Origin of the sequence: Burkholderia pseudomultivorans, from assembly GCF_902499075.1 — a bacterium.
GTDB lineage: Bacteria > Pseudomonadota > Gammaproteobacteria > Burkholderiales > Burkholderiaceae > Burkholderia > Burkholderia pseudomultivorans.
On the sequence record NZ_CABVPP010000008.1, the window covers coordinates 151854 to 174319 of the forward strand.

22 protein-coding genes and 1 pseudogene are annotated in these 22466 nt (G+C 65.2%); 11 read left to right on the top strand and 12 right to left on the bottom strand.

All coding sequences use genetic code 11. The features are described 5' to 3' along the window. Nucleotides 1-3 precede the first annotated feature (3 nt). The 9 genes from arsN2 to BST28156_RS08820 form a co-directional block, all read right to left on the bottom strand. Entirely contained in the window at nucleotides 4-432 is a 429-nt protein-coding gene (arsN2, locus tag BST28156_RS34710; protein ID WP_009693505.1) for an arsenic resistance N-acetyltransferase ArsN2, read from the bottom strand. Nucleotides 433-453: 21 nt separating this feature from the next. Then, nucleotides 454-1191 (bottom strand): arsenical resistance protein ArsH, encoded by a 738-nt coding sequence (gene arsH, locus BST28156_RS08785; protein WP_012211085.1) that lies wholly within the window; start codon nucleotides 1189-1191, stop codon nucleotides 454-456. Then, complete coding sequence (gene arsC / locus BST28156_RS08790) at nucleotides 1169-1591, bottom strand: arsenate reductase (glutaredoxin) (RefSeq protein WP_009693508.1); 423 nt, start codon at nucleotides 1589-1591, stop codon at nucleotides 1169-1171. The genes arsH and arsC overlap by 23 nt, the downstream gene beginning before the upstream one ends. Continuing rightward, nucleotides 1588-2820: an MFS transporter gene (locus BST28156_RS08795; protein ID WP_009693509.1), complete on the bottom strand. Its 1233-nt coding sequence runs from the start codon at nucleotides 2818-2820 to the stop codon at nucleotides 1588-1590. Before BST28156_RS08795 ends, arsC begins: the two co-directional genes overlap by 4 nt. A gap of 1 nt (nucleotide 2821) precedes the next feature. Continuing rightward, nucleotides 2822-3895: an ACR3 family arsenite efflux transporter gene (gene arsB, locus BST28156_RS08800; RefSeq protein ID WP_012210993.1), complete on the bottom strand. Its 1074-nt coding sequence runs from the start codon at nucleotides 3893-3895 to the stop codon at nucleotides 2822-2824. Nucleotides 3896-3958: 63 nt separating this feature from the next. Then, a complete protein-coding gene (locus tag BST28156_RS08805; protein ID WP_012210994.1) occupies nucleotides 3959-4453 on the bottom strand; it encodes an arsenate reductase ArsC in 495 nt (164 codons plus the stop codon). 17 nt (nucleotides 4454-4470) lie between these two features. Continuing rightward, on the bottom strand, nucleotides 4471-4965 hold the full coding sequence (locus BST28156_RS08810; RefSeq protein WP_009693514.1) for an arsenate reductase ArsC: 495 nt from the start codon (nucleotides 4963-4965) through the stop codon (nucleotides 4471-4473). Nucleotides 4966-4974: 9 nt separating this feature from the next. After that, nucleotides 4975-5454 (bottom strand): ArsI/CadI family heavy metal resistance metalloenzyme, encoded by a 480-nt coding sequence (locus tag BST28156_RS08815; protein ID WP_009693515.1) that lies wholly within the window; start codon nucleotides 5452-5454, stop codon nucleotides 4975-4977. Beyond that, nucleotides 5451-5786: an ArsR/SmtB family transcription factor gene (locus tag BST28156_RS08820; protein WP_009693516.1), complete on the bottom strand. Its 336-nt coding sequence runs from the start codon at nucleotides 5784-5786 to the stop codon at nucleotides 5451-5453. Before BST28156_RS08820 ends, BST28156_RS08815 begins: the two co-directional genes overlap by 4 nt. Before the next feature lie 599 nt (nucleotides 5787-6385). Here BST28156_RS08820 and BST28156_RS08825 point away from each other — a divergent pair. From BST28156_RS08825 to BST28156_RS08860, 8 genes and pseudogenes are all read left to right on the top strand, one after another. Continuing rightward, nucleotides 6386-8971 (top strand): heavy metal translocating P-type ATPase, encoded by a 2586-nt coding sequence (locus BST28156_RS08825; protein WP_012210995.1) that lies wholly within the window; start codon nucleotides 6386-6388, stop codon nucleotides 8969-8971. Nucleotides 8972-9124: 153 nt separating this feature from the next. Next, nucleotides 9125-9801 (top strand): annotated as a pseudogene (locus tag BST28156_RS08830) (NAD(P)H-dependent oxidoreductase). Nucleotides 9802-10011: 210 nt separating this feature from the next. Continuing rightward, nucleotides 10012-11319 carry a TolC family protein gene (locus BST28156_RS08835; protein ID WP_059888138.1) on the top strand — a complete coding sequence of 436 codons (1308 nt, stop codon included), beginning with the start codon at nucleotides 10012-10014 and terminating at the stop codon, nucleotides 11317-11319. Nucleotides 11320-11344: 25 nt separating this feature from the next. Next, nucleotides 11345-12820, top strand: coding sequence for an efflux RND transporter periplasmic adaptor subunit (locus BST28156_RS08840; RefSeq protein ID WP_009693522.1), 1476 nt, complete (start codon nucleotides 11345-11347; stop codon nucleotides 12818-12820). Continuing rightward, entirely contained in the window at nucleotides 12813-12956 is a 144-nt protein-coding gene (locus tag BST28156_RS08845) for a hypothetical protein (protein WP_155295626.1), read from the top strand. Before BST28156_RS08840 ends, BST28156_RS08845 begins: the two co-directional genes overlap by 8 nt. Further along, complete coding sequence (locus BST28156_RS08850; RefSeq protein WP_012210997.1) at nucleotides 12949-16161, top strand: efflux RND transporter permease subunit; 3213 nt, start codon at nucleotides 12949-12951, stop codon at nucleotides 16159-16161. Before BST28156_RS08845 ends, BST28156_RS08850 begins: the two co-directional genes overlap by 8 nt. After that, nucleotides 16161-16844 (top strand): heavy metal response regulator transcription factor IrlR, encoded by a 684-nt coding sequence (irlR, locus tag BST28156_RS08855; protein WP_012464978.1) that lies wholly within the window; start codon nucleotides 16161-16163, stop codon nucleotides 16842-16844. Before BST28156_RS08850 ends, irlR begins: the two co-directional genes overlap by 1 nt. Continuing rightward, complete coding sequence (locus BST28156_RS08860; RefSeq protein ID WP_012210999.1) at nucleotides 16841-18247, top strand: heavy metal sensor histidine kinase; 1407 nt, start codon at nucleotides 16841-16843, stop codon at nucleotides 18245-18247. The genes irlR and BST28156_RS08860 overlap by 4 nt, the downstream gene beginning before the upstream one ends. An 82-nt stretch (nucleotides 18248-18329) precedes the next feature. Here the strand turns inward: BST28156_RS08860 and BST28156_RS08865 are convergent, their stop codons facing one another. Beyond that, entirely contained in the window at nucleotides 18330-18614 is a 285-nt protein-coding gene (locus BST28156_RS08865) for a DUF4148 domain-containing protein (RefSeq protein WP_009693528.1), read from the bottom strand. A gap of 205 nt (nucleotides 18615-18819) precedes the next feature. Between BST28156_RS08865 and BST28156_RS08870 the strand changes: the two genes are divergently transcribed. Beyond that, complete coding sequence (locus BST28156_RS08870) at nucleotides 18820-19137, top strand: hypothetical protein (protein ID WP_012211000.1); 318 nt, start codon at nucleotides 18820-18822, stop codon at nucleotides 19135-19137. A 199-nt stretch (nucleotides 19138-19336) separates the two neighbouring features. On the opposite strand, the gene BST28156_RS08875 is transcribed toward BST28156_RS08870, so the two are convergent. Further along, nucleotides 19337-20497 carry a porin gene (locus BST28156_RS08875; RefSeq protein WP_012211001.1) on the bottom strand — a complete coding sequence of 387 codons (1161 nt, stop codon included), beginning with the start codon at nucleotides 20495-20497 and terminating at the stop codon, nucleotides 19337-19339. Between the two features lie 316 nt (nucleotides 20498-20813). Between BST28156_RS08875 and BST28156_RS08880 the strand changes: the two genes are divergently transcribed. Next, nucleotides 20814-21089: a DUF4148 domain-containing protein gene (locus BST28156_RS08880; RefSeq protein ID WP_009693531.1), complete on the top strand. Its 276-nt coding sequence runs from the start codon at nucleotides 20814-20816 to the stop codon at nucleotides 21087-21089. Between the two features lie 26 nt (nucleotides 21090-21115). Continuing rightward, a complete protein-coding gene (locus BST28156_RS08885; RefSeq protein ID WP_009693532.1) occupies nucleotides 21116-21619 on the top strand; it encodes a hypothetical protein in 504 nt (167 codons plus the stop codon). Between the two features lie 22 nt (nucleotides 21620-21641). On the opposite strand, the gene BST28156_RS08890 is transcribed toward BST28156_RS08885, so the two are convergent. Further along, entirely contained in the window at nucleotides 21642-22367 is a 726-nt protein-coding gene (locus BST28156_RS08890) for a ZIP family metal transporter (protein ID WP_012211002.1), read from the bottom strand. Between the last annotated feature and the right edge of the window lie 99 nt (nucleotides 22368-22466).

A 22466-nucleotide genomic window follows, 5' to 3' on the forward strand; every position in this document is an offset into this window, starting at 1 on the left:
TGGCTACAGAACTCGCAACATCGAGACGGCCGATCCCGGACATACGCCTTGGAATTGGCTCGACGCCAACACCAAGGGCATTACGTCGCCACGCGCAACGCGCACGAACCCTAGACGGGTGAAATAGTGCTCCGCGGTCGTGGTGAGCAGCACAAGCGACCGAACTTGTAGCGCATGACACTCGGCGACGAGCCGCGACACGATACGTTGCCCCGGACCAGAATCGCGTGCACGTTCAGCTACCGCAATAGAGCGCACAAGTGCGGCGTCACCATAGTGCTCAAGGCCACCGCATCCGCACATCATTGAACCTTCCGTCGCGACTACGAAGTTCCGCAAGTGGTCGCTGACGCCAACGACGGGAAGGCCACATTGACGCAGCAGCGTTTCGATCGACGCTAGGTCGTCGACAGTGGCGGGGCGGATCTCCATCCTTACTCCTTGGACCGGATTCTAGATACTTCGCTGGTTCACGCGCTTCGACAGTTCCTCGGCGCTTTCCTTTCGCTCGCTGTACCGGTCGACCAGATACGGGCCGATATCTCGGGTCAGCAGAGTGAACTTGACCAGCTCTTCCATGACATCGACAACACGATCGTAGTAGGGCGATGGTTTCATCCGACCCGCTTCGTCGAATTCCGCGAACGCCTTGGCCACCGACGACTGGTTCGGGATGGTCAGCATGCGCATCCAGCGTCCGAGCACGCGCATCTGGTTCACGGCGTTGAACGACTGCGAACCGCCGCTGACTTGCATCACCGCAAGCGTCTTGCCCTGCGTCGGCCGGACTGCGCCGACCGACAACGGAATCCAGTCGATCTGCGATTTCATGATCCCCGTCATCGCGCCGTGTCGTTCCGGCGAGCACCACACCATGCCTTCCGACCATATCACCAGCTCGCGCAGCTCGACCACCTTCGGATGGCTTTCCGGCGCATCATCGGGCAGCGGCAAGCCGCTCGGATTGAACACACGGACTTCGGCCCCCATCGCCGTGAGCAAATGCTCGGCTTCCTCGACCAGCAGACGGCTGAACGAACGCTCGCGCAGCGAGCCGTACAGAAGCAGGAGTCGAGGCGGATGCGTCGACGGTGTCGCCGGCCGCAATTGAGCGGCGTCCGGCACGCGGAACAGCGTGGCGTCGAGCTGCGGCATGTCGTTCAATTGCTCAGACACGCTTGCCCTCCGCATCGATCACGACTTCGCCATCTTCCTTGGTGAAAGGCCCCGTCTGCGGGTTCGGCAGGATATCCAGCACGGCTTCGGACGGCCGGCATAGCTTCGTGCCGATCGGCGTAACCACGATCGGCCGGTTCATCAGGATCGGATGCTGCCCGATGAAGTCGAGCAGTTGCTCATCGGTCCACTTCGGATCGCCCAGACCGAGTTCCGCATAAGGCGTGCCTTTCTCCCGCAGTAACTCGCGTACGGTCAGGCCGGCATCGGCCAGCAGCTTGACCAGCGTTTCCCGCGACGGGGGCGTCCTGAGATACTCGATGACGACAGGCTCCTCGCCGCTGTTGCGGATCAGGGCCAGCGCGTTGCGCGACGTGCCGCAATCCGGGTTGTGATAGATCGTGATGTTGCTCATGTCGAGATTCCTTGCTTCGATAGAGGGACAGCGTGATGGCGCAAATGCAAGATCGCGTAGCGGAACAGGATCGCACCTGTCGCGCCGATGCCGGCCAGGGCCAATAGCGTGCCGGGATAGCCGTTCCCGGCGACATACAGGAGTGATGCAACGAACGGACCGGCGGCGATGGCAATCTGCACGGGCGTCGCCATCGCCCCGCTGATCGCGCCATAGGCGGTTCGCCCGTACAGTTCCGCAGGCAATGCACCGCGGACAATCGTCATGACGCCGTTGCCGATGCCATACAGCGCCGCGAAAACAACGTACACGGGCAGCCACGTCCCGGACGCAAAGAGCAGGACCAGCGAAAGCGGCAGCAACGCCATCGCGGCCATGCCGACCTGGCGCGTGCTCGCGCGTTTGCCGATCGTCGTTTCCAGCACGCGGCCGAGAACCTGCATCGGCCCAACCAGCGCCCCCACCCATGCCGCGTTCGCGGCGGAAATGCCATGCGCCTGCAAGACCGCGATCATGTGCAGCGACATCGCGGCGAACACCAGCGCATTGAGCGTGACCGCCGCGGTCACCAGATAGAAGGCCGGGTCGCGCAGGACAGCGCCAAGGTTAGCGGCCGGCTGTTCCGTTTGCGTTGGCGTCACGCCATGCGGTGCGTGTGAACGACTTGGCAGCGCGACATGCACGGGCACGCAGATCGCCAGATTCGCGCCGGCATAGAGCTGCCATGTGTCGCGCCATCCGACGTGCTGCAACAGCGTTTGCGTCAGCGGCCAGAACACCGTGCTGGCGAAACCGCCGAACAAGGTCAGGTGCGTGATCGCGCGGCGGTAGTCGTTACCGAATATCTGCGTGATGACGGTGAACGCAGGCTGGTAGAGAGTTGCGCTCATCGCAACGCCGATGCCGGCCCACACGAGATACAGCCCGACCACGTTATTCACCCGTGACAAGCAGACAAGCATCAGCGCCGCCAGCAACGATCCGCCCGCCATCAGGGCGCGCCCGCCGACGCGGTCGATGATGCTGCCGGCCGACGTGGACAACAGCCCCGAGATCAGCAGCGCCACCGAATAGGCGCCGACGACGACTGGCTTCGACAGACCCAGCTCGTCCTGCATCGGTTGCATCAGGACGCCGTACGCGTAAAACATGGAACCCCAGCCGACGATCTGCGTCAGCCCGAGCGACGGCGTCAGCCATGCGTGCGGGCGGGGTGCATGCGTGGACATGTCAGGTCCGGCACTCGTACCAGCCCTTCGACTGGTTGACGATGCGCACCACCAACAGCATGACCGGCACCTCGATCAGCACGCCGACGACGGTAGCCAGTGCCGCGCCGGAATGGAAACCGAACAGGCTGATCGCGGCCGCGACGGCAAGCTCGAAGAAGTTGGATGCGCCGATCAGCGCCGACGGGCACGCGATGTTGTGCTTCTCGCCTACGGCGCGGTTGAGCCAGTACGCGAGCGCCGAGTTGAAGAACACTTGAATCAGGATCGGCACCGCGAGCAGCGCGATCACCAGAGGCTGCTTCAGGATCGCTTCGCCCTGGAACGCGAACAGCAGCACAAGCGTGGCCAGCAGCGCCGCGATCGACCAAGGGCCGATCCTCGCCATCGCGGCATCGAATGCAGCCTGACCATTCGCGAGCAGCCGCTTACGCAGGATCTGCGCAATGATCACCGGGATAACGATGTAGAGCACGACGGACGTAAGCAACGTCGCCCACGGCACCGTGATTGCGGACATGCCGAGCAGCAGGCCGACCAGTGGCGCGAAGGCGATCACCATGATGCTGTCGTTCAGCGCGACCTGCGACAACGTGAACAGCGGATCGCCGCCCGTCAGTCGACTCCACACGAACACCATCGCCGTACACGGTGCTGCGGCCAACAGGATCAGGCCGGCGATGTAGCTGTCGAGCTGGTCCGTCGGCAGCATCGGCGCGAACAGATGGCGGATGAACAACCAACCGAGAAACGCCATCGAAAATGGCTTGACGAGCCAGTTGACGACGAGCGTGACGCCGATGCCTTTGACGTGCTGACGCACTTCATGCAGCGCGCCAAAGTCGACCTTGACCAGCATCGGGATGATCATCACCCAAATCAGCAGCCCGACCGGGAGATTGATCTGGGCATATTCCATCCGCCCGATCTGCTGGAACAGGCCGGGCAGCACCTGGCCGAGCGTGATGCCGGCGACGATGCACAGCGCCACCCAGACGGTGAGGTAGCGTTCGAAGAAATTGATGGAAGGCTTTGCGACGGCCTTGCCCGGCGGGGCGACATTGGACGTGTTCATGGATAGGGTTCAGTCTTGAAGTCGTCGGCGGCCGCGCGGTTCAGCGGACCGCCATGCGAATGGTCAGTTTTGCGAGATCTCGGTCAACGCCGTCTGGAGTTCGGCATTGCTCATGCGATCAAGCGGCAGCGCCAACAACTGCAGCATGCGATAGCCGATCGCCTGGCGCGTGAGTTCGAAGGCGAGTCGCTTGCCTTCGTCGCCGCCCAACGCGTTCGACGGATCGGCGTAGCCCCAATGCACTTTGACGGGGCTGCCGGGCCAGTACGGGCACGTCTCGGCGGCCGCGCTGTCGCACACCGTAATGACGACGCGCATCTCCGGCGCACCATCGCCGACGAACTCGTCCCAGCTCTTGCTGCGGTAGCCGCTCACGTCGACGCCAGCGGTCGTCAGCGCTTCCAGCGCGAACGGATTGAGGCGACCGCTCGGCGCACTGCCGGCGCTGTATGCGCGGACGTCCTTGCCGAGCTTCGCGGCCCAATGATTGAGCATCCCTTCGGACAGCACGCTGCGCGCCGAGTTGTGGGTGCAGAGGATCAGTACGTTCGTGGTCATGGGTTGACGATCCAAAGTTACTTTTGCCCGATCTCGGTCAGGGACTTTTGCAGTGCGACGTTGTCGAGTTTGGCGAGCGGCAATGACAGCAGCAGGTCGATACGACGCTTCAACGTCAGCGCGGCGTCGTGCATGGCCTGCTGTTTCTGTTCGTCGGAGCCCTCGACGTCGGCCGGGTCAGGCACACCCCAATGTGCGGTGATCGGTTGACCGGGCCAGATCGGGCACACCTCGCCGGTGGCCTTGTCGCACACGGTGAAGACGAAATCGAGCGCCGGTGCGCCGGGTGCCGCGAATTCGTCCCAGCTCTTGCTCCGGTAGCCTTCGGTCGGCAATTGCCAACGCGCCAGCTCGCGCAGCGCGAACGGATTCACCTCGCCTTTCGGATGACTGCCCGCCGAGTACGCCACGAAGCGGCCCTCGCCAAGGCGGTTCATCAGTCCCTCGGACAGGATCGATCGGGCGGAATTGCCGGTACAGATGAACAGCACGTTGTAGGGCTTGTCGCTCATGGTTGGACCTCAGCAGCAGGACGATTTCACCGGCACGCCGATCGGCTTGCCGCGTGCAGGGGAACAGCAAGCAGAAGCGTCGGCATTCGATTCAGCCGCCGACGCGTTACGGGATTCGCCGAAGGTGGGGACGTCGCCGAGCGTCTGGTACGTTTCCCATGCGATGCCTTGCGGGTCGACCGTCCAGTACTTGTCGGAGCGGGCGTAGCAGCACGCCGTACCGATTTGCTCGTCGACCGGCAGCGCGGCGCCGTTCAAGCGCGTATGCATCTCCGCCAGCTCGGCATCGTTTTCGACCTGCACGCCAAGATGATCTAGACCGGGCGCCGCGCCGCGCTGCGAGATCGCGAAGTCGACGCGAGGATCGTCGAGCATCCATTTCGCGTAGTCGCTCTTGACGACGGTCGGCTCAGCGGCGAACAGCGCCGAATAGAAACGGATGCTGTCAACGAGATCCGGCACGCTGATGTGCACATGGAAGCGCTTCATGAGTGTTGCTCCTTGACCGGGGAACACGCGCCCGCAGGCGAGCAGGGATTGCCGCCGCAGCAGTTCTCCGTGAGGTAAGCCAACAGGCCGTTCATCGTGGCGAAGTTCGCGCAGTAGAAGACGAAGCGGCCTTCCTGGCGGCTGGTGACGAGTTGTGCATGCGCCAGTTCCTTCAGATGAAAGGAAAGCGACGACGGCGGCACGTCCAGCAGCGTGGCGATCTGCCCGGCCGGCATGCCCTCCGGCCCCGCTTGCACGAGTGCACGAAAGACGGCGAGCCGGGATTCGTGGGCGAGTGCCGCGAGGGCGGCAATGGTTTGGTTTGTTTCCATGTTTCAATAGTAGTCGAAATATCGAAAGCAGGAAAGAAATCGGTCGATATTTCGGCCCTGCATTGGAATGCCTGGATTTGATAGTGTCGAACCGCGGCCCCTTGTCGGGCGCAAACTCGAGCGATGCGGGCACCTACGGCAAAAATTAGAGCGCTCCGATGTTGGCGAGCGGCAAACTGTTCGTAGTGGAAGTGCATACCAAAACAACGACTTACCATCGTGTAACAGTTAGTAGAGGGTCCGCCGGGATTCGTGAATATGCGAACCTTCGCATAAGTGCTTATCCCGGCCGACCTTCAACCTGTCAGCGAGGGATTAGACGAGACGCGGGGGGCGCCATAACCCGTTCGGGTCACGGACCGGAAGAGACTGGACGTAATGGAAGTTGGCGAATTTCACGTCCTGACCCGCGCGACGTCGGCCCCTATCTGATTGATTGGTATCCTGATCTCAGCTCGGAGCATCTGCTTCGGGCAGCGCAGCCGGCGCTATTTGCCGGCGATTGGAACGGACTGATAGACTCTCTTGCTGATGGAGCACCCTGGTGGCCGGTGAACCTTCCGGGCCGGCTGGCCATTTGTATGAAAATGGAGCCGTTCATGAGCGACATCCAGAAGCTGCGGCTGGATCTGCCGTTGGTTCTGCCGGACATATATGGCGCCGAAGACCGCTGCGTGAGCCGCCTGCAAGACAAGCTGGCGGACAGGCCTGGCATTGAAGGGGCTCATATCACTGGCGCGGCTGAAGGAGAGCCGCAGTTGTGTGTGCACTACGACCCCGCCGTGATCTCACTAAGCAGGCTGCGTGAGCTGATTCGGTCTGAAGGGCTCGCTGTGGCGGGCCGCTTCGCGCACATTGTGGGACGAGTGAATGCGCCGATGCATGTGCGTGCCACCAGGCGTGTTGCTGAGCAGCTGCGCTCACTCGGTGGGATCATTGAGGCCGACGTATCGCCAAGCGGCGTTGTCCGCATCGAATACGACCGTTCCCTCACTGACGAGTCCGATCTCACGCAGCGCCTGACCTTACTCGATATCTCTGTGAATTGGGCAACGCCGGCTGTTCAGCCGACCACGGCGGTCCGCTCTTGCAAGGCATCCGCAGATTCCGGCACGGCAGGGCATAAGGCGGCTGCCAATGACCACCGTGCGCTGCAGCGAGCCAACCACACTTGCGGGAAAGACGAGGGCGGCGAGCACAGCCATCGACACGGCGGGTTGTTCGGCGAAAAGACCGAGCTGATCTTTGCTTGCTTGTCCGGAGTCTTCCTGATGGCTGGATGGCTCGTGGGGCGACGCGGCACCGGTCTTGAATGGCTGTCCACCCACTGCTACGTGGTTTCGTACTTCTTCGGCGGCTACTACACCATCCAAGAAGCCATCGAGAACCTGCGTGCCAAGCGTTTCGAGATCGACACGCTCATGCTCGTAGCGGCTGCGGGTGCCGCGGCTCTGGGCTCCTGGGGAGAAGGCGCTTTGTTGCTGTTCCTCTTCAGCCTTGGGCATTCGCTCGAGCACTACGCCATGGGTAGGGCCCGGCGTGCCATCGAGGCCTTAACCAAGCTTGCACCTGACACGGCCACGGTGCGGCGCGATTCCGGGACGGAGGTTGTGCCACTGGAGAAGCTGGAAGTAGGCGACGTCGTCGTCGTGAAGCCCAACGAGCGGCTGCCTGCGGACGGTGTTGTGGTCGTTGGCACTTCCAGCGTCAATCAGGCACCGGTCACGGGCGAGAGTGTTCCAGTCGACAAGCGCCCCGTCGAGGATGGCCGAATCACAATCGGGCGCTTCGAGGGCGTAGCGGCTGAGAGCCGCGTCTTCGCCGGCACGATCAACGGCGCGGGCGCCATGGATATCATGGTCGCCCGAAAGGCCGATCAGTCGACGATGGCGCGCGTCATCAAGATGGTCACTGAGGCGGAGGCCCAGCGCTCGCCGACACAGCAGTTCACCGAGAAGTTCGAGCGCATCTTCGTGCCATCAGTGCTGGTGTTGGTCGGTCTGCTGCTGTGCGCTGGTGTTGTTATCGATGAGCCATTCTCCCACACCTTCTACAGGGCGATGGCCGTGTTGGTGGCTGCCAGCCCCTGCGCGCTCGCAATCTCAGTGCCCAGTGCAGTTCTCAGCGGCGTAGCGCGCGCCGCGCGGAGCGGTGTGCTGGTCAAGGGTGGTGGGCCTTTGGAGAACCTGGGCACGCTAACCTCAATTGCCTTTGACAAGACCGGCACGCTGACCGAGGGGAAGCCGAAGCTCACCGAGGTGGTCCCAGCTCAAGGCGTGCCTGAGCACGAACTGCTGGCAGTGGCGCTGGCGGTGGAAGAACACAGCGACCACCCGCTCGCCGCGGCGATTGTCAACGGGGCGAAGGAACGGCTGCGAGACAAGACCGATCTGCCGCAGGCTGTGGATGTCAAAAGCATCACCGGGCGCGGTGTCCGGGCTCAGTTAGGGGGCGAGACTGTCCACATCGGCAAGCCGATTCTGTTCAGGGAGCTGTCTGATTCAACCGTCCCTGATGACATCGACGAGGCCAACAAGAAACTCATCGCCGACGGACATACGACGATGATCATCCGCAAGGGAGCGCGCTTCCTGGGCGTGATCGGCGTCATGGACACGCCGCGCCCCGTCGCTGGCCGAGTCATGGGCGAACTCAGGAAACTCGGCATCGAGCGGCTAATTATGATTTCCGGCGACAGCCAGAAGGTGGCCGAGGCCGTTGCGCAAACCGTTGGCCTGACCGAGGCCCAAGGAGACCTTATGCCCGAGCAGAAGGTCGAGGAGATCAAGAAACTGCGCACCGAGCACGGCAAGGTGGCGATGGTGGGAGACGGCGTCAATGATGGACCCGCCATGGCTAACGCGACCGTGGGCATCGCGATGGGTGCCGCAGGCTCCGATGTTGCGTTGGAGACCGCCGACGTGGCACTGATGGCCGACGATCTGGCGCAATTGCCGTTCGCTGTGGGCCTGTCGAGAAGTACGAGCCGCGTCATCAAGCAGAACCTGTGGATGAGTCTTGGCGTCGTGGCGGTGCTGATTCCGGCAACCGTGCTAGGGCTGAACATCGGTACGGCGGTCATCTTCCATGAGGGGTCTACCTTGCTCGTGGTTGCCAACGCGCTGCGGTTGCTGGCCTACAAGCCTTTCGACAAGAGTGCCACGGCAGCTGAGCCTGCCACGTAACGTTAAAACAATGGGAGGGGGGACCGCCATGCCTTCCGAAGACAGTGAGCCAGGGTAGTTAATGCAGACCGCGGACGGTACCGGTGACCTGACCGACGATTGCCTACCCGCAGAGAGGTCCGTGCACCAAGGAAGGCGGCGGAGTCGTAACCGATGCGGAGGGCAAGCGCGTCTGAACAATTGGACGACCCGCCTCAGTTCGACACCACGCTGATCCTCGTGCCGGAAGGCGCGGCCGACGCCACCGTCGACCCATCCGCCCCGGCTCGTGCTTCTGCACGGCTCCCTGCATGAACGCTTGTTCAGCTGCTTGCCGGTCGAGGAAGCTGCGCCGCCGTTCACAGCGATTGGTGCCGGGTACGCGTGTTCAATCCAAGTGGGCGGCCTTCGTCCGATTTTGCACCCGAGAGCCACCCGAAGGTGGCCGGGTTGCGCGGGGTGGTGACGTGAGCGGAAGGCATAGTGTAGTGCTCGCCGGAACGGCACGGCGCAATGACCGGCATCATGAAATCACGGATCGACTGGATTCCTTCGTCGGTCGGCGCGGTGCGGCCGAAGCAGGGCAAGACGCTCGCGGTGATGCAGGTGGGCGGCGGATCTCAGTCGTTCAACGCTGTAAACCGGATGCGCATGCTCTGAGGCTGGATGCGCATGCTGATGATCCCGAACCAGTCGTCGTCGGCCAAGGCGTTCGCGGAATTCGACGAAGCAGGGCGGACGAAGCCGTCGGCCCATTACGATCGGCTCGTTGACGTTATGGAGGAGCCAGTCAAGTTCACTCTACCCGAGACGACGGCCCAAATCTGGTCGACCGATACAGCGAGCGCTAGGAAAGGGCCGAGGAACTGGCGCCGCGCGCGTACCAGAGAAAGATCTGATGATCGATGGGCAGCGAGACTTTCACACAACCTTTACCCCAGCCGTGGGTTTCCGAAGTGCTTTCTTGACTCTCCCAAGATGACGGAAACGTCATCACCGTGTCATGTTCGCGCTGCGGCGTGATCGTAGCATCGGTCACAAACCGTTACCGCAGGACCAACATGCTCAAACCCAACCTCGCCCTGGCCATCGTGTTCGCGATGGCCGCGACGGCTCATGCGCAGCCATCGCTGTCGCCGGGGCCGGCCCCGGGTGCCGCCGCCGCGCCGATCGGCGCACCGCCGTCCGATGCGCTTCCTGCGTCGTCGTTGACGTTGTCCGACGCGCTCGCGGTCGCGGCCCGGAACAATCCGGCGCTGCGCGGCGCACGCGCGGATGTCGATGCATCGGCCGGCGTGCTGATGCAGGCCGGCGCGCGGCCGAACCCCGAAGTGTCGTTCCTGCAGGAAGGCTTCAGTCGCGCCGAACGCACGTCCACCGCGCTGATCAACCAGACCATCGAGTTGGGCGGCAAGCGCCGCGCACGGCTCGACGTCGCGTCGTACGGCCGGGAGGCGGCCAGCGCGTCGCTCGACGAGCAGGGCGCCGCCGTGCGCGCCGACGTGATCGCCGCGTTCTACGGGCTGCTCGCCGCGCAGCGCCAGCTTCAGGTGACCGAAGAATCGGCCGCGATCGCCGCGCGTTCGGCGGATCTCGCGGGGCGTCGCGCGCAGGCCGGCAAGGTGTCGCCGGTCGAGGCGACCAAGGCGCAGGTCGCGGCGGCCGGCGTGCAGATCGAAGTCGTGACCGCGCGCGGCCGTGTCGAGGTCGCGCGCGAGAAACTGAACGCGGTGATGGGCGAGGCGCGCAACGACCGGCTTGCGGTGCTCGGCGACCTGGAAACCGTGCCGCCGGTCGAGCCGTTGTCCGCGCTGACCGCGCAACTCGACGATGCGCCGCTCGCGCGGGTCGCGCGCGCCGAGATGCTGCGCTCGAACGCGGCCATATCGCTCGAACGCGCGCGGCGCATTCCGGACGTGACGGTCAGCGCCGGCGTGAAGCGCGTGACCACCGGCGGCGTGCCGAACAACCAGGCGGTGGTCGGCGTGTCGATCCCGATTCCGCTGTTCAACACGAACAAGGGCGCGCTGCTCGAGGCGACGCACAAGGCCGAGCGCGCGAACGCCGATCTCGATCGCGAACGCACCCGCCTGCGGCTGGAGTTGACGCAGGCATACGCGAATTTCGAGGCGGCCGAGCAGGAAGCGCAGCGGCTGAAGTCCGACATCCTGCCGGCCGCGCGCCTCGCGCTCGACGCGATGTCGCGTGGCTACGAACTCGGGAAGTTCAGCTTCCTCGACGTGCTCGACGCGCAGCGCACGCTGTTCCAGGGCCAGTCGCAATACGTCCGTGCGCTCGCCGGCGCCCATGCGGCCCGCGCCGATATCGGCCGGCTCGTCGGCACGCCGCTCGCGGCCGTCGCGCAATAAGCGCGCCTCTTACTGGAGGATCATCATGTCACGCAGCAGAATCTTCGTTATTGCGGCGGCCGTGCTCGGCGGCGCAGGGATCGTGATTGGCGCGCTCGCCGTCACGCGGGGCGGCAGCGGCGCGTCGGCGCCGACCGCCGCCGAAACCGCGCAGCCGACCGACGCCGCCGGCGTCGGCGCGCGCGGCGGTGTCGTGCTCAAGCGCGGCAAGCTGTCGGTCGAGATCGTGATGACGGAAAAGCCCGGCGACGCGCGGCTCGTCGTCTATCCGTTCGTCGACGACAAGCCGGCGACCCAGGGCGTGACCGTGTCCGGCACGCTGGTGCGCTACGATCGCACGCACGAACCGTTGCGATTCGACGCGGCCGGCCAAAAGTTCGTGTCCGCGCAGTCGATTGCGAAGCCGCACGTGTTCGATGCGACGATCGACGTGAAGTCCGGCAACGACGCCGCGTCGTTCCCGTTCGCGCGCGCCGACGGTGCGATCGCGCTGACCGACGCACAACTGGCGACGTCGAGGATCGCGCTCGCGAAAGCCGGCCCCGCGCAGATCGCGACGCCGTTCCAGCTTCCCGGTGAAATCAAGTTCAACGAGGATCGCACCGCGCACGTCGTGCCGCGCGTGGCCGGCATCGTCGAGCAGGTGTCGGTGTCGCTCGGCCAGAACGTCGCGAAAGGGCAGGTGCTCGCCGTGATCGCGAGCACCGATCTGGCCGACCGCCGCAGCGAGCTGCTGACGGCCGAGCGCCGGCTGTCGGGTGCGCGCGCAACCTACGAACGCGAACGCACGCTGTGGCAGGAGCGTATTTCTGCCGAGCAGGATTACCAGCAGGCGCAGGTGCAGTTGCGCGAGGCCGAGATCGCCGTGCAGAACGCGCGGCAGAAGCTCGCCGCGCTGAATGCGCCGGTCGGCGCGGGCGCGCTGAACCGTTATGAACTGCGCGCGCCATTCGCGGGCACGATCGTCGAGAAGCATGCGACGCCCGGCGAGGCGATTGCCGCCGACGCGAGCATGTTCGTGATCTCTGACCTGTCGACCGTGTGGGCCGAGATGGCGGTGCCCGCGCAGCGGCTCAACGACGTGCGCGTCGGTCGCGATGCCACGGTGAGCGCGACCGCGTTTGAATCGCGTTCGAGCGGCCCGATCGCGTACGTGGGGTCGCTGCTCGGCGAGCAGACGCGCACCGCGCCGGCGCGCGTCGTGCTGCCGAACCCGGATCGCGTGTGGCGCCCGGGAATGTTCGTCAACGTGTCGGTCGACGCCGGCAGGCAGGGCGTGCCGCTCGCGGTCGCGAGCGACGCGTTGCAGGACGTCGACGGTGCGCCGTCGGTGTTCGTGCGCTCGCCGAAGGGCTTCGTCGCGCAGGCCGTCGAAACGGGGCGGCGCGACGAACGGGCGACCGAGGTGCTCAAGGGGCTCAAGCCCGGCCAGGAATACGCGGCGTCGAACAGCTTCGTGCTGAAGGCGGAGCTCGGCAAGGGGAGCGCGGAACATGAATGAGCAGCAATACGCGTGCGCCGTGGCGCGACTGGCGGCCCGCTATGCGGCCTGCTTTCCGGTCGGCCGGGTGACCGGCCGCGCGGCCCGTCCGGTGCGGCCGACCGTGCCCCGTTTCAAGGAATCCCGACATGTTTGAGCGCCTGATCCGCTTTGCAATTGCGCATCGCTGGCTGGTGATGCTGGCGATCGCGGCCGTGGCTGCGCTCGGCGTATTCAGCTACCAGCGGCTGCCGATCGACGCGGTGCCCGACATCACGAACGTGCAGGTGCAGATCAACACGTCCGCGCCCGGCTACTCGCCGCTGGAGGCCGAGCAGCGCATCACCTATCCGGTCGAGACCGTGATGGCCGGGCTGCCGGGGCTGGAGCAGACGCGCTCGATCTCGCGCTACGGGCTGTCGCAGGTCACCGTGATCTTCAAGGACGGCACCGACATCTACTTCGCGCGGCAGCTCGTCAACGAGCGCATCCAGGAAGCGAAGGACAAGCTGCCGGCCGGCATCGCGCCCGCGATGGGGCCGACGTCGACCGGCCTCGGCGAGATCTACCTGTGGACCGTCGAGGCCGACGCCAACGCGCGCAAGCCCGACGGCACGCGCTATACGGCGACCGACCTGCGCGAGCTGCAGGACTGGGTCGTGCGACCGCAACTGCGCAACGTGCGCGGCGTGACCGAGGTCAACTCGATCGGCGGCTACGTGAAGGAATACCGCGTCGCGCCGAATCCGGCGAAGCTGATGTCGTACGGGCTGACGCTTGCCGACGTCGTGCGCGCACTCGAGCGCAACAACGACAACGTCGGCGCCGGCTACATCGAAAAGCGCGGCGAGCAGTATCTGGTGCGCGTGCCGGGCCAGGCGCGCACCGTCGACGACATCGCGAACATCGTGCTGACCAACGTCGGCGGCGTGCCGGTGCGGATGAAGGACGTCGGCGTGGTCGACATCGGCCGCGAACTGCGCACCGGCGCCGCGACGTCGAACGGCGAGGAAGTCGTGCTCGGCACGGTCTTCATGCTGATGGGCGAGAACAGCCGGACGGTGTCGAAGGCCGTCGCCGCGAAGATGGAGGACGTGAACCGCACGCTGCCGGCCGGCGTGAAGGCGATTCCGGTGTACGACCGCACGGTGCTGGTCGAGAAGGCCGTCGCCACCGTGAAGAAGAACCTGCTCGAAGGCGCGGTGCTCGTGATCGCCGTGCTGTTCCTGTTCCTCGGCAACATCCGCGCGGCGCTGATCACCGCGCTCGTGATTCCGCTGTCGATGCTGATGACCTTCACCGGCATGGTCAACGCGAAGGTGAGCGCGAACCTGATGAGCCTCGGCGCGCTCGACTTCGGGATCATCGTCGACGGCGCGGTGGTGATCGTCGAGAACTGCGTGCGGCGGCTTGCGCATGCGCAGTCGGCAGCCGGCCGGCCGCTCACGCGCGACGAGCGCTTTGCCGAAGTGTTCGGCGCATCGCAGGAAGCGCGCCGCGCGCTGATCTTCGGGCAACTGATCATCATGGTCGTGTACCTGCCGATCTTTGCGCTGACCGGCGTCGAAGGCAAGATGTTCCATCCGATGGCGATCACCGTCGTGATGGCGCTCGCCGCCGCGATGGTGCTGACCGTCACGTTCATTCCCGCGGCCGTCGCGTTGTTCATCGGCGAGCGGGTCGAGGAGAAGGAGAACCGGTTGATGGGCTGGGCGCGGCGTGCGTACGAACCGGTGCTCGCCGCGTTCATGACGCGCCCGGCGCGCGTGATGATCGGGGCGGGCGCGATCGTGCTGGTCACGCTCGGGCTCGCGACGCGGCTCGGCAGCGAGTTCATTCCGAGCCTGAACGAGGGCGATCTGGCCGTGTCCGCGCTGCGGATTCCCGGCACGAGCCTGTCGCAATCGGTCGAGATGCAGAAGTCGATCGAGAAGACGCTGAAGGCGCGCTTTCCCGAGATCGAGCGCGTGTTCGCGCGCACCGGCACGGCCGAGATCGCGGCCGACCCGATGCCGCCGAACCTGTCGGACGGCTACATCATGCTGAAGCCCGCCGACACGTGGCCCGACCCGAAGAAGCCGCGTGACCAGCTCGTGCGCGAGATCGAGGAAGCGCTCGCCGAGCTGCCTGGCAACGCGTACGAGTTCTCGCAGCCGATCCAGCTGCGCTTCAACGAACTGATTTCGGGCGTGCGCAGCGATGTCGCCGTGAAGATCTTCGGCGACGACATGGCCGTGCTGAACCAGACCGGCGAGCAGATCGCGGCCGCGTTGCAGAAGGTGCCGGGCGCGTCGGAGGTCAAGGTCGAGCAGACCACGGGCCTGCCGGTGCTGACCGTCAACCTCGACCGCGACAAGCTCGCGCGCTACGGCGTGAGCGTGGCCGACCTGCAGGACTCGGTGGCCGCGGCCGTCGGCGGGCAGAAGGCCGGCACGCTGTTCCAGGGCGACCGCCGCTTCGACATCGTCGTGCGGCTGCCCGACGAACTGCGCTCCGACATCGAGGCGATCAAGCGGCTGCCGATCGCGCTGCCCGCGCCGGCCGCCGGCGCCAGCGCGCCGCTCGCGGCGGCGCCGTACGTGCCGCTCGCGGAGCTCGCGACGATCGACGTGGCGCCCGGCCCGAACCAGATCAGCCGCGAGGACGGCAAGCGGCGGGTGGTCGTCAGCGCGAACGTGCGCGGCCGCGACGTCGGCTCGTTCGTCGCCGATGCGCGCGAGCAGTTGCAGCAGGACGTGCGCGTGCCGGCCGGCTACTGGGTGTCGTGGGGCGGGCAGTTCGAGCAGTTGCAAAGTGCGAGCGAGCGCCTGAAGCTCGTCGTGCCGCTCGCGCTGTTCATGGTATTCGTGCTGCTGTTCGTGATGTTCAACAACGTGAAGGACGGGCTGCTGGTGTTTACCGGCATTCCGTTCGCGCTGAGCGGCGGCGTCGTGTCGCTGTGGCTGCGCGGGATTCCGCTGTCGATCACGGCGGCGGTCGGCTTCATTGCGCTGTCCGGCGTGGCCGTGCTCAACGGTCTCGTGATGATCTCGTTCATCCGCAACCTGCGCGACGAAGGCATGCCGCTCGACGCCGCGGTGCACGACGGCGCGCTCACGCGGCTGCGGCCCGTGCTGATGACCGCGCTGGTCGCGTCGCTCGGCTTCCTGCCGATGGCGTTCGCGACCGGCACCGGCGCCGAGGTGCAGCGCCCGCTCGCGACGGTCGTGATCGGCGGTATCCTGTCGTCCACGGCGCTGACGCTGCTGGTGCTGCCGGTGCTGTACCGGGTCAGCCATGCGGTGTCGTGGCGCGCGGCGTTGCGCGGCGGCTTCGGCGCGGGCGTGCTGCGCCGGCTGGGTTTTTTCAAGGGTAATGCGTGATGCGAATTCTGATTGTCGAGGATGAACCGAAGACGGGCGCGTATCTGCGCAAGGGCCTGACCGAGGCCGGCTACGTTGTCGACTGGGTCGAGGACGGCATCACGGGCCAGCACCAGGCCGAAACGGAGGAGTACGACCTGCTCGTGCTCGACGTGATGCTGCCCGGGCAGGACGGCTGGACGCTGCTGCAGAACCTGCGGCGCAGCAAATCGACGCCCGTGCTGTTCCTCACTGCCCGTGACGACGTCGGCGATCGCGTGAAGGGGCTCGAGCTCGGCGCGGACGACTATCTCGCGAAGCCGTTCGACTTCGTCGAGCTGACCGCGCGCATCAAGTCGATCCTGCGGCGCGGCCAGCCGCGCGATTCGAACACGCTGCGCGCGGCCGATCTCGAACTGGACCTGACCCGCCGCAAGGCCACGCGGCAGGGCGACACGATCCTGCTGACCGCGAAGGAGTTCGCGCTGCTGTGGCTGCTGATGCGCCGCGAAGGGGAGATCCTGCCGCGCGCGACGATCGCGTCGCAGGTATGGGACATGAACTTCAACAGCGACACGAACGTCGTCGATTCGGCGATCCGCCGGCTGCGCTCGAAGATCGACGACGCGTACGAACCGAAGCTGATCCACACGGTGCGCGGCATGGGCTACGTGCTCGAAGCGCGCGGCGGCGCGGCCGCATGATCGCGCGCCTGCTGCCGCGAACGCTGCGCGGCCGGCTGACCGCGCTGATCATCCTGTCGACGTCGGTGATCCTCGCGTCGAGCGGCGTCGCATTGTACGAAGCGCTGAGCAACCGTGTCGAAACGACGGCAGCCGAGCAGATGGCCGGTATTTCCGCCGCATTGGGCGCACACCTGGCCGAGGCGCGCACGACGGCCGACGTCGCGCGCAACACCGATATCTGGATCGACCAGTTGCACGGTCATCCGAACATGGATCTCGCGATCTTCGATGCCGCCGGTACGCGCCTCGTCGGCACGCCCGGCTTCCGTCCGTACGCGCCGCTGATGTTGACGAACGCCGGGCGCGTGCCGGTCGGCATCGCCCCGCCCGGCGCAAGACACCAGTATCTGCTGACGACCGTGCCGCTCGCCGGCGCGGGTGCGCCGGTGGTGCGCGTCGCCGTGCAGTACGATCGCAGCGCCGACGTGCTGCTGCTGCGCACGCATGCCTATACGATCGTCGTGATCGAGGTGTTCGGCGTGGTGCTTGCGGCCGCGATCGCATACGGCATCGCCGCGCTCGGGCTGAGCCCGCTGCGGCGGTTCGCGGCGCGCGCGGAGCAGATGTCGTCGAGCCGGCTCGCGCATCCGCTGCCGGAACTCGATACGTCCGGCGAGCTGAAGGAGCTCGAGCATGCGTTCAACGGCATGCTCGCGCGGCTGAACGAATCGTTCACGCGGCTGAGCCAGTTCTCGTCGAATCTCGCGCACGACATGCGCACGCCGCTGACGAACCTGCAGGCGGCCGCGCAGGTTGTGCTGTCGCAACCGCGCAGCGCGGACGAATACCGGAGCGTGATCGAGTCAAGCATCGACGAATACCAGCGGCTGTCGCGGATGATCGAGGACATGCTGTTTCTCGCGCGTTCGGAACAGGCCGGCACGTCGATCGATGTGCGGCGCCTGAATGCGGCGGAGGAGGCGGAGCGGGTGGCCGGCTACTACGAGCCGCTGGCGGAAGATGAAGGCGTGACCGTGAAGGTCGACGGCCACGCATGGGTCGATGCGGACCTGACGCTGTACCAGCGCGCGTTGAGCAACCTGCTGTCGAATGCGCTGACCTATGCGCCGCGCGGCAGCGTCGTGACGATCGATTGCGTCGAGCAGGGCGGTGCGACGACGATCGCCGTGTCGGATACGGGGCCCGGCATCGCGGCGGAGCACGTCGGGCGGATTTTCGAGCGTTTTTATCGCGTCGATCCGTCGCGCCACAATTCGGCGTCGGGCACGGGGCTCGGCCTCGCGATCGTCCGGTCTATCATGGACAATCACGGCGGCGAATGCGGCGTCGACAGCGAGCCGGGCCGCCGCACGACCTTCTGGCTGCGCTTTCCGCGACGGCCGGCCGCCATCAGCACCTGACAGCGCGGGCGGACACTCCCGCGCGTTCGCCGCAAGGCGGCCTCGCGCGGCGCGTCGCCGGCGGCGGTGTGGCTGCGGTTCATTACTTCGCGGCGAGGGCGTCGTGGTTGTCGGTCTGCGGCTTCTTCTCGCCGCCATGGACCGAAATCCCGTGCAGTTCCTTGTTGCGCGCGACGACCTCGGCGGTCGGCGGGTACTGCGTCTTGTTGATCGGCACGATGCCGTCGTGCTGTGCCTGCTTCAGTTCGTTGATCACCTGCGTGCGGGACTTGCCCTGCGTTTGCGTTTGGGCGAACGCGGCCTGCGTGGCCATGCCGAGCGACAGCGTGGCGGTGACGAACAGTGCTGCGAGTTTTGCCGTTTTCATCGAGTGCTCTCCTTGATCAGGGCCGCCGGGTGGCGAACCATGGACCCAGTATGCGAAAGCAGCCGTGCGTGATCGTGATAGCGAGATGAAAAATGCGTCAGATTGCGAGGTGCGGGATGTACTGGACGGACTCGGTCGATATGACGCAATCGTCATGTTCGCGTCACGGATGCGATGAGCGGGAAGCGGAACATGAAGCCCGCCGTTGGCCGATGCGCCGGCGGCATTCGTGCCGATCGCGACAGCCGCATCGATCGCGGGCGGCGTCGTTCAGACCTTCATTCCGGACCGGAAATTGCCTCGTCCCGCCATTCGCCTCGCCTTGATCGCAGCCCTGACCGTCCCGTTGTACGCGGGCTGCGTATCGACTCGTTCCGATACCACTGCCGCCGCCCGCAAGGCGGCACCGGCCAATCTGATGCCGGGCGAGCAGGTAGACTACGCCGGGCATCGCTGCGGTAATCCGAACATGCATGTTAAGACGCATCCATGCCTGTTCCCGCAGTCTAATTCCAGGCCGTGATCGTCGAACGCCCAAAAAAAAGCCCGGTACTCGATGAGTCCGGGCCCAATGCGTGATCGTGCCGTGTGGCAGCGACCCGCTGCGTGGATGGGAGCGGGCAGGGCCCGCCACCGTTCCGATCGTAGCGCCACGACACATCGCGAAGTTGATCGGAACATGAAATTTTCGTCACACGGCCCGCATGGTTGATCGCCGTGATTCAGAACCGGTGGCGCAATCCGAGATTGATGATGCCCTGCGTGCGCGTACCACCGTAGCCGTAGGAACCGATCGACGCTTGCGCTGGCTGCGTGCCGCCGTCGAGCGTGCGCTGTTCGCCATTCGCGCGCTGCCACGCGCCGACTGCATAGAGATCGGTGCGCTTTGACAGCACGTAGTCGGCGCCGGCGGACACCTGATGGTAGGTCGCGCTCGTATCGCCGCGCGCCTTCGTGTAGCTGTAACCGACGCCGACGAGCAGGCTGGCTGTTGTCTGATAGTTGAAGAATCCGCGCGCGGTGTCGTACTTCTGCGTGCCGCGAAAGGCCGACGTCGCATCGGCCTTGTACTGCGCATTGCTGTAGTCGATGCCGACCGTGAACGGCGCGAAGGTGTAGCGCAACGCACCGCGCGCGATGCCGATCGATTTCGCGGAGATATAGCCACCGTTGACGAGCGACCCGTCGAATGTGCCGTCCGATGTGCCGTTCCACCCGGTCCGGATGCCATTGGCGAGCGATGAACGGTTGGCCGCGTAGTAGTAGCCGCCTGCCGCGTCGAACGGGCCGTTGCTGTACGACAGGCCGGCCGACCAGGTTTGCCCGGCGCCGCTCTTGCCGGCTACGCCGCCAAGCGCGTACATGCCGACGAACTGGAAGCCGCCGACCACGGGTGACGTGTACTTCACCGCGTTGTCGGTGCGCGACGACGTGTCGTAGTTATCGACGTCGCCGGGCGTCGCGTACACGCTGCCGAAGTAGAAATCGCCGGTGATCGGCCATGCGACATCGGCGAGCGCATCGTACTGGCGGCCGATCGTCAGCGTCCCCCAGCGCGCGCTTTCCAGCCCGACGAACGCCTGCCGGCCGAACATCCGGTTGCCTTGCCCGAGCGCGCCGGTGTTTGGGTTGAAGCCGTTTTCCAGCGTGAAGATCGCCTTCAGCCCGCCGCCGAGATCCTCCGCGCCTTTCACGCCGAAGCGGTTGCCGAGCAGGTTCCCGTTACCGAGGCCGACGAGGTTCTTGCCTTGCGCATCGGCATTCCACACATACGTAAGCGAAGTATCGAACAAGCCGTAGAGCATCACTTCCGTGGCATGCGCAGCATGCGCGGTCGTCAGCAGCGCTCCCGACATCATGACGAGTCGAACCGGATTATTCATGGTGTGTTCCTGAAGTTGAAGGTGATCGTTTCGTGCATCGTTCGATGCCGGCGCCGAACTTGTGTCGCGACGGGCCGGAATATCGCGATTGCGGTGGCGATTCTGGAAAGCGTTCGGATCGTGGAGGTGATGGACAAATGAGAAAAATGTCATCGCGGTGTCATGCGTGCGGAAACATGCGGTGATTTCGATTCGTACTGCGATGTACAAGATGCGCGGACGGTGACGAAAGCGTCATGAAGCGGTCACGCATCCGCACCGCCGCGGGATCAAAGTGACGGCTCCTGTCACGGAATTCCAGTAAGGAGCCCACCCCATGAACATTCCGCGTCCGCTGATCGGCATTGCCGCCGTCGCGCTGTCGATTGCCGCCTTCTCGCAGGCCGTGGCCGCGCAGCCGAAGAGCCGCCAGGAAGTGTTTCAGGAACTCGTGCGTGCGCGCCACGACGGCGTGATCCCGAGCCCGAATCACGACTATCCGGCGAGTCCGGCCGCCGTCGCGCGAAATCAGGAGGTTCATCGCTCGACCGTTCATCGTGGCGAGAAGATGCCGATGGTCGACGCGCACGACAACCGCTTCGCGGTGCTTTGATCGTTGATTCAAGAAAAGGAGGGGCGATGCGAAATATCGTGAAAGGAATCGTGCTGGCGGCGTGCCTGATGTCGACGGCCGCGACGGCGGCAGGCTGGCCGGAACGTGCGCTGTCGCACGCGCCGGCCCACGACGTCGGCAGCCGCGCGAACGAGCGGATGCTTTGCGAATTCGCGGTCGTGCCAGCCGGCGCGTGGACCGCGAGGTTTGCGCGCGGGCTATGCGAAGTCGACAACGGCTGGTTGACGTTCGTGCCGGCCGATACCGGAGACGATTCGGCGGTCGCGGAGACGCGGATCATGCTCGGCGACGTTCGCACCGCGTCGCATCAGTCACGCAAGCTGAAGGAGCAACTGCAGCTGACCACACGCGACGAAGTGATCGCGCTGAACGTGCTGGCCGACGACGGCAGCCGCAAGTCGCGCGAACATGCAATCGATCTCTGGACCGCGTTACGCGACGAGGGTGTCACGCCGGTCAACGGCACGCGGATCGTCGATACCTATCCGACTGGCGCGACGACCTGGTAACCGCCGCGCCGTTACGCCCGGTTCATCCGACTTTCACCGATCCTTCGATCAGGAAGAACACGATGAAGCCGATGAAGAACGAAGCCGTCGCGAACGGCGATTCGGGCACTTCGTGCGCTTCGACCAGCAGTTCCTCAGTGACGAGGTACAACAGAGCGACGGTGCCCAGCCCCAGCAGCGCTGCATAGATATTCGCCGGCAGCCCGGCGAACGCCGCATTGCCGACAACGGCCGCGACGCTCAGCAGGGCCGCGAGCGCGACCGGAACGACGATCGACAGCAAGCGGCCGATGCCAGCCGCGGCCAGCGCCGCGCTGACCGAAAGGGCGAGGAACAACACCTCGAGCGTCAGTGCGACGGTCAGGATGATGCCGCTTTCGTCGCTCGCGGAAAAGGCAATGCCGAGCACCAGGCCGTCAACGACGAGGTCGATCGCGGTGATGATGATCAGGCTCACCGGCAGCCGCGCTGTCTCGAAGCGCGTTTCGATCGATCCGGATAGCTCGCTGATCGCGAGCATCAGTGCGATCCCGAGCACGAAACCGACGACGACCGGAATCAACGCATGCGCACGGTCTTGGGGCAGCAGTTCAAGCGCGGCGGCCGCGAACACGATGCCGCCCGTGAAATGCTGGATCACGCTCGACGTTTTCGGGCCCGGCGCTCGCCAAGCGGCCGCGAGGGCGCCGAAACAGGCCGCCAGCACGGGCGGTAACGTGAGCAAGGCGAGCTTTGCAGTCGGTGTCATGGAGTCCAAGCGGTTGGCGTGTGGCAGGCGGGTAGGGCTGAAGCCAGGTAGGGGTGACTTCAGAATTCGGAAAAAATCGTACGCTAAGCAATCCCAGCC